The 10,762-nt window shown below is 54.1% G+C and carries 7 protein-coding genes and 1 pseudogene; 3 read left to right on the forward strand and 5 right to left on the reverse strand.

From position 1 onward, the window contains the following. Positions 1-225 precede the first annotated feature (225 nt). Positions 226-2,025 carry an arylsulfatase gene (locus F1728_RS11055; protein ID WP_155364153.1) on the forward strand — a complete coding sequence of 600 codons (1,800 nt, stop codon included), beginning with the start codon at positions 226-228 and terminating at the stop codon, positions 2,023-2,025. A 21-nt stretch (positions 2,026-2,046) separates the two neighbouring features. Here the strand turns inward: F1728_RS11055 and F1728_RS11060 are convergent, their stop codons facing one another. Both F1728_RS11060 and F1728_RS11065 read right to left on the reverse strand, forming a co-directional pair. Then, positions 2,047-2,868 carry a glycosyltransferase family 2 protein gene (locus tag F1728_RS11060; protein WP_155364154.1) on the reverse strand — a complete coding sequence of 274 codons (822 nt, stop codon included), beginning with the start codon at positions 2,866-2,868 and terminating at the stop codon, positions 2,047-2,049. A gap of 6 nt (positions 2,869-2,874) precedes the next feature. Further along, positions 2,875-3,633, reverse strand: coding sequence for a glycosyltransferase family 2 protein (locus tag F1728_RS11065; protein ID WP_155364155.1), 759 nt, complete (start codon positions 3,631-3,633; stop codon positions 2,875-2,877). A gap of 225 nt (positions 3,634-3,858) precedes the next feature. Between F1728_RS11065 and F1728_RS11070 the strand changes: the two genes are divergently transcribed. Both F1728_RS11070 and F1728_RS11075 read left to right on the forward strand, forming a co-directional pair. Beyond that, complete coding sequence (locus F1728_RS11070; RefSeq protein ID WP_155364156.1) at positions 3,859-4,605, forward strand: BUD32 family EKC/KEOPS complex subunit; 747 nt, start codon at positions 3,859-3,861, stop codon at positions 4,603-4,605. Positions 4,606-4,721: 116 nt separating this feature from the next. Then, a complete protein-coding gene (locus tag F1728_RS11075; RefSeq protein WP_155364157.1) occupies positions 4,722-5,984 on the forward strand; it encodes a glycosyltransferase family 87 protein in 1,263 nt (420 codons plus the stop codon). A 7-nt stretch (positions 5,985-5,991) separates the two neighbouring features. Here the strand turns inward: F1728_RS11075 and waaF are convergent, their stop codons facing one another. The 3 genes and pseudogenes from waaF to F1728_RS11090 form a co-directional block, all read right to left on the reverse strand. Continuing rightward, on the reverse strand, positions 5,992-7,056 hold the full coding sequence (gene waaF / locus F1728_RS11080) for a lipopolysaccharide heptosyltransferase II (RefSeq protein WP_155364158.1): 1,065 nt from the start codon (positions 7,054-7,056) through the stop codon (positions 5,992-5,994). Continuing rightward, positions 7,053-8,597, reverse strand: a complete 1,545-nt coding sequence (locus F1728_RS11085; protein ID WP_155364159.1) for a PfkB family carbohydrate kinase — start codon at positions 8,595-8,597, stop codon at positions 7,053-7,055. Before F1728_RS11085 ends, waaF begins: the two co-directional genes overlap by 4 nt. A 220-nt stretch (positions 8,598-8,817) precedes the next feature. Next, a pseudogene (locus F1728_RS11090) lies at positions 8,818-10,205 on the reverse strand (alkaline phosphatase family protein). Positions 10,206-10,762 lie beyond the last annotated feature (557 nt).

A 10,762-nucleotide genomic window follows, 5' to 3' on the forward strand; every position in this document is an offset into this window, starting at 1 on the left:
GGGAATCAAAAGGAAATGATCGCCCGGCGTCCTTTTTGGCCTTGGTGGCGGGAATCGGGACAGTACAACCAACATAAACCCTCTAACGGGAGTTGAAATCTAAGACATGTTAAATTATTGCTACCCATCTCTCACGGTGCCAGTTAAAATAGGAGCGGGCTATTCGCACTAAATCGATTTATATCTGAATGACTTTCCGAACAGAGAGACCTCAACGAGCACCCTATGCGAGCGATTTTTCAGCTTGTGACCTGCACATTGCTGCTACTGGTCACCTTCACCGACTGTCGCGCTGACAGTACCAATACCAGAAAGCCGAACGTTGTTCTGGTCATCACAGATGATCAGGGATACGGGGATATCGCCGCGCATGGGAACAAGATGATCCAGACGCCGAACCTGGATCAACTGTATCGCCAGAGTCTGCGTCTGACCAACTTCCATGTCGACCCGACCTGTGCGCCGACCCGCTCTGCTTTGATGACCGGACATTACTCCACGCGGACCGGCGTCTGGCATACGATCATGGGTCGCTCGCTGATGAATACCAACGAGGTTACCCTGGCTGAAGTAATGCAGAGTAACGGCTACAAGACCGGCATGTTCGGGAAATGGCACCTCGGTGACAATTATCCGCTGCGTCCCCAGGACCAGGGATTTGAAACCGTCGTGCAGCATGGTGGTGGGGGAGTCACACAGACCCCGGACTACTGGCAGAACGATTACTTCGACGACACCTATCTGCGGAACGGCAAGCCGGAAAAGTTCAAAGGCTATTGCACGGACATCTGGTTCCAGGAAGCGCTGAACTTCATCGAGATGAACAAGTCGGAACCGTTCTTTGCTTATATCTCGACCAATGCCCCTCACAGTCCGTACCTGGTTGATCCCAAATACAGCGATCCTTACGAGCGTAAAGGGGTATCAAAGCAGATGGCTGCCTTTTACGGCATGATCACCAACATCGATGAAAACATGGGGCTGCTGGAACGACGTCTCAAAGATTGGGGACTCGATGAGAACACGATCCTGATCTTCATGACCGATAACGGAACCGCAGCCGGTTTTAAACGTCCCCAGCCGGAAGACCTTTCCAAGAAACAGCAGCGACGACTTTCCAAAGGCAAACCGATCGTGCTGGAATCGTGGCCCGGTTTTAACGCAGGCATGCGGGGTACGAAGGGTTCAGAATACGACGGTGGACATCGCGTTCCCTGTTACATTCGCTGGCCGGCCGGCAAACTGGACGGGGGGCGGGATATCACCCAGCTCTCGGCTCATATCGACATCCTGCCCACTCTGGCCGAACTCTGTCACCTGACGATTTCCAGCGAACTCAAGCTGGACGGCACCAGCCTGGTGCCCATCCTCAAGGGGAAGAAAGACGCGTTACGAAATCGGACTCTGATCGTCCACTCGCAACGGATTGAGACGCCGGAGAAGTGGCGGAAATCCTCGGTGATGACCGAACGCTGGCGACTGGTAAACCAGACGGAGCTGTATGACATTCAACACGATCCCGGGCAGACCAAGAACATTGCCTCCGAATTTCCCGGCGTGGTGAAGTATCTGTCTGCGGAATACGAAAAGTGGTGGGAGAGTCTGAAGCCCCGCTTCACAGAATACGTGGCAATCGGCGTCGGTTCCCGGTTTGAGAACCCTGCCCACCTGACCTGTCACGACTGGCACGCCCCGATTCAGCAGGTCCCCTGGAATCATCAGCAGATCGCGAAGAACCCGATCGCCAACGGCTTCTGGATTGTGAATGTAGAAGCACCGGGCACGTATGAAATCACCCTGCGTTGCCGACCGGAATCGGCCCATCATCCACTGAAAAAAGGTGTCGCACGGATCCAGATTGGCGATCAGAAACAACAGCAGGACATCGATGAAGGCGATCTTTCCACGACCTTTACCCTGGACCTGACAAAGGGACAGAAGAAGCTGCAGACCTGGCTGGATGAAGGGAACGGCGTCTCACGGGGTGCCTTCTTCGTCGAAATATTTCGCAAAGAAACGCCGTAACAGCGCAGACGAGATTCAGGTTCAGGCAGTTCGTGCCTGGGCGATCCCCATGCGGGCCTGAATGCGATCGGTCTCGATCAACTGTTTGAGTCGCCGCTGATTCTCTTCCAGTTGATCCCGCGAATTCTCCGGGTGCCAGAGGTGAAATACCGGGGCTGCAAAACGGGCATCTTTGTGAAACACTCCATTACGGATCAGACGCAGGACGAGGTCGGAATCTTCCATGCCCCAGCCGGTGTAGTCTTCATCGAAACCATTCACGGCGAGCAGGTCTGCCTTCCAGGCGGAGAGATTACAGGTCTTGGCACCTTCCCACTGCCGGGCAGTACGGTGGCGGTAGTGTCGTCCCAGGGGCAGACGGCACAAAGGCAACAGACGGTTGATACTCCCCTTGCGTCGGGCGGCGAACCATTGCGCCCAGGTCCAGACTTCCACGGGCAGATTCTCTTCGAGTACCCGTTTTGAAAATGACTCTGACAGCAGTACCCGGTTTCCCGACAGGAACCAGCCGGCCTCCGCGTGCTGTTCGTGTTGGGCCAGGAACCAGGGGGCGGGAATGCAGTCCCCGTCGGTGAAGACGATGTAGTCGGCCTCGGCAGCTTCGATGGCCCGATTCCGAATTGCTCCTGCGCGGAAGCCTTCATCGGGGTGCCAGATGTGTTTGACGGTGAACGACGCTGTTGCCTGGAATGCTTCGATCACCGTCCGGGTTTCGTCTCGGGAACCATCGTCGGCAATGAGCAGTTCATCCGGGGCACGCTGCTGACTCAAATAACCTGCCAGCACTGCTTCCAGGGCAGTGGGCCAATTGTAGGTGGTGATGACGACAGCAAGTCCGGCCATGGAATTTCAGAGCTCTTCCTGTTTTTCCCGGTTGAGAACCATCAGCTTCAGGTACCGATAGTAGGTGCCTTCCGCGTTGGAAATCGCCAGCATGAAACCTTCTTTCCCATCCAGAAAACCGGCCCGCAGAAAGTAGGTGCGGATAAAGGTCCACGTGCCGTGACAGATGGCCTTGCACAGGCTGGCCTGCTGCCGTTCTTCCGCCATCATTTTTGCACCCGCGGTAGAATAGGAATTCATCGTATTCAGAATCTGTTCCAGCGTGAGCAGAGATTCGTGAATGATGGGTTCCTTGAGTTTGCCTACTTTGCCCTGCACGACAATCCGCTCATGGACCAGATCGTCGCTGAATTCGGCTTTGCCCCGGCGGAAGAGACGCACCACATGATCGGGCCACCAGCCACTATGCTTCATGTATCTCCCGCAGTAGTTGGACCGGCGGGGCATGGAATAGGCATCGTAGCGTTTGGGCATCTGGATGACGCGTTTGATTTCGGTCTGCAGGTCGTAAGAGATTCGTTCGTCAGCATCGATCGACAGGACCCACTCTTTGGTGGCATGATCGAGTGCGCGGTTCTTCTGAGGTCCAAATCCGGGCCAGTCGGTTTCGTAAACGTGCTCTGTGTATTCCTTGCAGATGGCCACCGTCTGGTCAGTACTGCCGGAATCCAGGACGATGATTTCATCTGCCCAGGCAACCGACGCCAGGCACTCGCGAATCGTAGATTCTTCGTTTTTAACAATGACGATAACCGATAACGACATAAAGCTGGCTTTTAAACTTCAGTAAGAATGGTCTATGTTTCACAGGAAGGTCGAGCAAACATCAAGATTGTCAACCGCGCGCGATCCTGTTAAAAGAGGAATCCTGATCGATGTGAATACTATTATGATCAATTATGCCTTTTCCTGAAAGCTTGCCACGAGTTTGGCAGGAAACTGTAATCTGGAAAAGGGCAATCATCGAAATCATGAGATGCCAGGGTAAAATTGTCTGAATCCCCTCCCGCAGCACTACACCACTTCTCGTTATTTGATGACAGCGTTCCCTATACAATCATTCGCTGTCTCAAAGAAGAAGACTTACGTTCCGTCTGGCTGCTCGATATTCAGGGACGCGGATTGACTACAGTCAAACGCTGGCCCCGCGACTGGAAGCTCCGCTGGAAGTCCCTCTTTGGTCAGTCACAGCCGCAACGCCAGGTGACAGGTGCCTGGCGACTGCTGCAGGCAGGCGTTAACACACCTCAGCCGGCGACACCCCTGTATCGTTCCGGTCCGTATTATCAGCTGGAAATGCCTTATATTGAGGGGACGACGGTTTACGAGGTCTTCAAATCAGTCGCTCTGGAATCCAAGTCAGAGCTCTACCCCATCGCGCGGGAACTGGGGTCGATTGTACGTCGCCTGGCTGATGCGCAGTTGCGGCACCGGGACCTCAAGCTGGAAAACATTGTTCTCAAGCCGGGTGAATCAGGGCAGAGTGTGCCCGCGCTGTGGCTGATCGATCCGGTGGGAATCCGTCGCTGTGCTTCGTTGGAAAAATCGCTGATCTGCATGCTGGACCGACTGGCGATTCAGCCACTCAATGAGGGGCTCCCCCTGCCCCTTTCGCTACAAGTCATCTGTATACGTGCAGCGATTGAAAATCTGCCCCGGGAACACCGCAGGCATTTCTTCTCAAAGCTCAAAAATCAGATGAAACACTCTACAGAACAGGCGGGAACCGCTGATTGATCTTGCCCTGTCTGGCGAAAAGCAATACAAGCGGGGGCGTCGTTTTTCCTGCATGATCTCCCCCCGTCTTAGCATGCCTGTCTTCGCATGTAAGGCACCGATTCCTCAGGCCTGACATGAATCAATTGCCCGATAACCCACTCTATTTTAAATCTCCCCAGGTCGAAGCCACTTCCGGAGCCATCTGGCTGAAGCGGGCGCTGATCTTATGGGCCGTATTGTGGGTCGTGGTGAGTGTGAAATTCATTGTTCAACCCGAACGGAAATCGGTTTATCCCTGCTTTGCAGACTCTTCGATCAACTGGTGGTCCGACCGGAACCTGTATGATAATGAAGCCTACAGTACCGGGTTTCGCTATAGCCCCACATTTGCGGTGGCATTCTCAGCTTTCGCAGTTTTTCCTCCGACCGTCGGGGGGATTTTCTGGTCCGCTTTGAATATCGGACTGCTGGTCTGTGCGCTGCGACTGTTGGTTAAGGAAATCTTCCCCGGCTCATGGACACGAATGCAGGAAGCCGGCTTTCTGATCCTCTGTTTGGTCGGCTGTACGCGCGCGATCTGGTCAGCCCAGAGTAATGCCCTCGTCTTTGCCCTGGCGGCGCTGGCGGTCGTCTGTCTCAAAAAAGAGCGCTGGTGGGGAGCCGCTTTCATCCTGGCTGCCGCCGTGCATATCAAGCTCTGGCCGGCTGCGCTGGCGTTACTGTTGATGGCTCGATTTCCGTTTCAGCTGGGTCCCCGCTTTGCCACCGCCTGTGCGGTGCTGGTGCTGCCCCCGTTTTTGACACGCCCCTTGCCGGTCGTCGTTCAGCAGTACCAGAACTGGTATGACCTGCTCACCGGCCCGTATCGTACACTCAGACAGGCGGGATTGCGGGATGCTTACACGATTGCCGAGAACTTCGGGACCTACATTGACGATCGGGTCTACACACTTCTGCAGTTAGGAATGGCCGGACTGGCGCTGTTGTGGTGTCTGCGTCTGGCCCGCATCGCCACCTCGAAAGAAGCGTATTTCACCGGAGTCTTGACCACCTGGGTCTGCTGGCAGCTACTCGTTGGCCCTGGTACCGAGCGTTTGACGTTTCTGCTGGCCGCCCCCATCGCCAGTTGGGCGCTGATCGTGAGTATGCAGGAACGTTGCTACCGTGGACTCGCTCTGACAGCCTGGCTGTTACTCGTCCCTCTGGGAATGGGTGCAGTGGAACGCGTCCTGCTGCCGGTCGCTGCCTGGTCACCGGCGATTTTACCGCTGGGAATTCTCCCGTTGATGGCGTGGCAGATGGCCTATTTTGAAAGCCGGGCACGCGAAAACCGGATGAGCCAGTCAGAGGGAGCAGATACGACAGAGGCTGCTCAGAACGCTTCCCTGGCCGCTTAAGAAGTATCTATGCGGCTTTGGTCTGCTGTTGTTCCAGTAGAGAAACGACTGCTTCAAAGACCTGATTGGCGGATAAGTCTTTCATACAGCGATGGTGCCCCAGGGGACAGACCCGCTGCTGACAGGGACCGCAGTCCATCGCAAGCTGGAGGTGTTGTCCCCGTTCGTAAAACGTTTCACTCCACATGATATGTGTGGGACCGAACAGCGTCACCACAGGCACATCGAACGGAGCTGCGAAGTGACGGGGACCGGAATCGGTGGTCACCAGTAACTCGGCCTGTTGAATCGCGGCCTTCGTGAGCCCCAGATGTAACGGTTCATCCGCCAGCGAAGTCACCAGGGGATGCTTTGCCTGCGCGACGATCTGCAGGGCTTCCTCTTTTTCAGCGGGTCCACAGACCACCAGCACCGAACGCTGTAAGTCCGTGGCCAGGCGGCTTGCGAGTTCCGCGAAATTCGCGACCGGCCAGTGTTTGGCAGCGCCGAACGCGCCACCTGGATTCAGACAGATCAGTGGATGACGTTGAAGCTCCGCTGACTGTTTATTCCAGAAGCTTGACCAGCGCTGACGATCGGCGTCGGTCACAGCCAGTTCCATTTTCCGCGACAGTCCGGAACCCGGTTTTGAATCAGCTTGCTCTGTACCAATGATATGCGCGACGATCCGCAGGTATTCATCGATCGCCGGATGAGGAACCTGACGATCCCCGGCCGGAAGTGCATCGGTCAAGAGCCAGCCCCGCCCATCCCGCTGAATGCCCACACGCCTGGGGATCCCCGCCAGAAAGCTGAGACAGGCACTGCGAAAGGAATTGGGAAACAGCACGGCCAGATCGAAGCGTTCGCGTCTGAGTTGACTCAGCAACTGGAACTGTGATTTCAGACTTTTCTCATTGCCGCTGGCGAGGGAGTGATCGACCAGATCGAGTCCATTGAGGACTTCAGCCACGTATGGCTTCTGAATCGCTGTAATTTCCGCGTTGTGAAACTCATCACGCAATGCCCGTAAGGCGGAGGTCGCCATGACGGCGTCTCCGATCCAGTTGGGTAGAAAGACTGCAATTTTCATCCGGCTTTTCGTTTCGGAGGCTCGATAGGTTGATGGAGAGGCAGGATATCGGGCTGCCCGGCGGCTTCACCGCGGATAATGCCCAGAATCTGTGTGGTGGAAATGCCCGGGGTAATTCCCAGTGCTTTGACTTCCCCGCCGTAGGCTTCGACCAGTTCCCAGCCGACAATTTCCTCTTTCGAGTAAGTGCCACCTTTGACGAGTAAATCGGGTTTGAGTTCATTGATCAGTTCGCAGGGCGTCGACTCATCGAAGATGACGACATAGTCGATCCCTTCCAGGGCCGCCAGCATCAATGCACGATGTTCCTGTCCGAAGATCGGTCGATCCGGTGCCTTATTCAGAGAGCGTACGCTTGTATCACTGTTGAGTGCGACGATCAGGCAGTCCCCTTCGGCGGCCGCCTGTTCCAAGTAGGAAACGTGCCCCACGTGCATGACATCGAAACAGCCGTTGGTCAGGACGACTTTCTGTCCCAGTTTCTGCCGGGCCGAAACGTGCCGTTTGAGCTCTTCCAGCGAGAGTACTTTTTCACTTGTCGCGCGAGCCCCCATGAGCAGGTCGGCCAGCATTTCTTCGCGACTGATCGTGACGACGCCAATCTGTTCGACTTCCAGACCGCCGGCCACATTCGCCAGGCGGGCAAGGTCCGCGGGGGCAATTCCAGCGGCACTGCCGACACCGATTGTCGCCAGCACCATATCTCCGGCACCGGTGATGTCATAAACTTCCCGTTTGCGGGTCGGCAGCAGTTCTGTTGCACCATCGGCTTGTGTTAAAGCGATGCCATCACTGTCGAGCGTCACAAAGACAAAGTCCAGGTTCAACTGTTCGCACAGCAGTTTGCCTGCACGAAAGGCATCGGATTCGTTTTCAATTTCAAATTCGACCGCCCGGGATGTTTCGAGTCGGTTCGGTGTGATCGCTGTGGCACCCGAGTAGATCTGATAATCGCGGCCCGGACAGGGATCTGCAATCACGGGCACATTTGCCTTGCGGGCTGCCTGAATCACACAAGCCAGCACGTCCGGAGTACAAACACCTTTGGCATAATCGCTGACCAGGATCGCCTGTTGTTCGGGAATTAAAGGCAGGATTACGTTGAGTAACTGTTCGGAAGCGGTCGCATCCAGGGGCGTATTCACTTCCCGATCGACACGTAGAATCTGGTGCGGATGACGCTGCTGCGCCCGTCCGATGAACCGCTGCTTAACCGTTGTGGGTCGACTCGCATCAGCGATGATGGCCGAGCAGTCAACGCCCCGCTTTTCGAGGGCTTCCCGGATCACAACGCCATCCAGATCGGTGCCTGTCACCCCGGCCATGGTTACTTCCGCTTCCAGACCGATCAACATGTTGGCTACGTTGGCGGCTCCGCCCAGGCGGACTTCCTGGGTATCTTCCCGCAATAGAATCACCGGTGCTTCCTGGCTGATCCGTTCGGCATCTCCCCAGGTATAGCGGTCCAGAATCAGGTCTCCCAAGACGAGGATTTTCGGATGACCCAATTTTTGAATTGTATTGATTAAATGATATGACATTGATCGCGCGTTTCAGACGAAGTGATAAATCCAGTTCAGTCAACGTGATCTGAAGAGAACTTCAGCCGCGGAATCATCATCAGAACGCTGATTTGAGTCAATGCCTTTTTTGTCAACCTGGCGACTTTAGAAAGGATAGCGGCGAAGTTTTCGCAGGTGACTGATGCAGAGCCGTCTTGCCCCTGTGAAAACAGGAAGCAGACCGCCTTTTGTTGGTGAATTACTCACCAAACTGAAGTTTGAGCAGCAGATCTTTGACTGCGGTCATGGGGATTTCATCCTGCTCGATGGCCTTGGAAGAGCTGATAAAGACAGGCGCTTCCGCGTCCTCCCGCCCCGGTGTCGGCAGACGACCGTGGCTCCCCTTCACCAGCGTCGCATCCAGGCTGGTCAGATCCATGTAGTAGCGAAATCCGAGTTTCTTCCTGGCGAGACGACGGGCCAGACGAAGTTTGGGGAATTTGATTTCCGGGTCGATAAACAGTTCCACAGGATCGTAACCCGGTTTGCGATGAATATCGACGGTCCGTGCGTAATCGGGGGCGAGCCGGTCATCCAGCCAGAAATAGTAAGTGAACCAACTGCCGGTAGCCGCCACGACGACCAGTTCACCCGAACGTTCATGGTCGATTCCAAATTCGGCCTGTTGTCCTCGATCGAGGATCATCTCGATGCCGTCGATTTTTTCGAGTAGTGCTTTGACTTGTGTTACATCCTCAGGCTTTTGCACGTAAACGTGTGCCAGTTGATGATCGGCGACAGCAAAGGCAGGTGAGGCACCGCAGTCCATGGTTTCCCAACCCAGGGCTTCCTGTCTGACTTGAAGCCAGCCGTGTTCCCTTAATATGCGGTTTATGTGCACCGGCTGAGCAACATCCGTAATGGCATATTCGGACAGCACCACTACGTCAGCGCCTGCGTTTTGAGCGACGTCTATCAGACGTCCCGCTTCGTGATCGATGTCGCGAATATCCTGATCGATAGCGGGATCCGATACGCCCAGACGCTGCAGGTTGTAGTCCAGGTGAGGCAGGTAAACCAGATTCAGGTCTGGTTGCTTCTCCCGAAATACTTTGATAGAGGCATCTACAATCCATCGGGAACTGGAGATATCCGCACCGGGGCCCCAGAAGCGGAGTAAGGGAAAAACGCCCAGGTCAGACTGCAGTTCATCCTTGAGTGACGCGGGCTGGCTGTAGGAGTCGAATACCTTTCTGCCATCCGCAGGATAACTGGGGCGAGGCGTAACCGACCACTCTACCGGAGCATACATGTTATACCACCAGAACATTTTCGCTGTGGTGTAATCGGGGGCTCGTTTTTTAGCTGCTTCGTAGATCCGTTCCCCCGAACGAGTTTATTCGACTGTTTCCAGAACATGACCTCGGCCAGATCGCGGAAATACCAGCCATTCGCCACGATGCCATGATCGCGCGGCATCAACCCGGTCAACAGGGTCGACTGAGCAGAACAAGTCACCGCAGGTAATACAGTCCCCATGGGGCGCGAAAACCCTTGCCTGGCGAGGCGAGACAAGTTGGGCGTTCGTTCTCCCAGCATTTCATGGGTCAACCCGACAATATTCAGCACGACCAGAGGTTTACGCATGAATCAGACACTCTACAGAAAGCTTTAAATAGTTTTAACTTACCACATTGATCAGCCAGCATAGTCAATCAAAACGGAGATTGAAAGGTGTTCCTGTCTGGGTAAAAAAGAGATATTTTCCGCCAGAATAATTGTCATAGACAGTTAGATTCCAAAACTCGAAACGTCCCTCCCAAAGCCAATTGTCTGAATAATTAATCTTAAGGAAATGAGTGTTCATCTTTTCAGATAAGTGATATACAGTAAAACTGAACTGACACCCAAACGGCTCATTCTCTCTATGTAACTACTATTTCTAAACTTATAACTTTATATTCCGGAGATCCTTATAGTTCCCGGTTCGAATATGCCCCAAGCCAGAAAAACTGTTTTTACAGAGATAAGCGTTTAACTGAGTAGATTTATATTGACTACTCATATTATCTATTTTAGCTTATTTGTCATTTGTGTGATAATTGGAAAATTCCACATTATCAAAAAGGTTAGCTTCTAAATTTGTAAATATTTGAGTGAGTACTGATAATAATTTGACCAATCTATAACGACTTGAATCCGCT

It is taken from the genome of Gimesia benthica (assembly GCF_009720525.1).
GTDB lineage: Bacteria > Planctomycetota > Planctomycetia > Planctomycetales > Planctomycetaceae > Gimesia > Gimesia benthica.

Excerpts from the sequence above, each read along its gene's own strand:
- F1728_RS11055 (WP_155364153.1), top strand. The coding sequence starts at position 226 with ATGCGAGCGATTTTTCAGCTTGTGACCTGCACATTGCTGCTACTGGTC.
- F1728_RS11060 (WP_155364154.1), bottom strand. The coding sequence starts at position 2,868 with ATGGCCGGACTTGCTGTCGTCATCACCACCTACAATTGGCCCACTGCC.
- F1728_RS11065 (WP_155364155.1), bottom strand. The coding sequence starts at position 3,633 with ATGTCGTTATCGGTTATCGTCATTGTTAAAAACGAAGAATCTACGATT.
- F1728_RS11075 (WP_155364157.1), top strand. The coding sequence starts at position 4,722 with ATGAATCAATTGCCCGATAACCCACTCTATTTTAAATCTCCCCAGGTC.
- waaF (WP_155364158.1), bottom strand. The coding sequence starts at position 7,056 with ATGAAAATTGCAGTCTTTCTACCCAACTGGATCGGAGACGCCGTCATG.
- F1728_RS11085 (WP_155364159.1), bottom strand. The coding sequence starts at position 8,597 with ATGTCATATCATTTAATCAATACAATTCAAAAATTGGGTCATCCGAAA.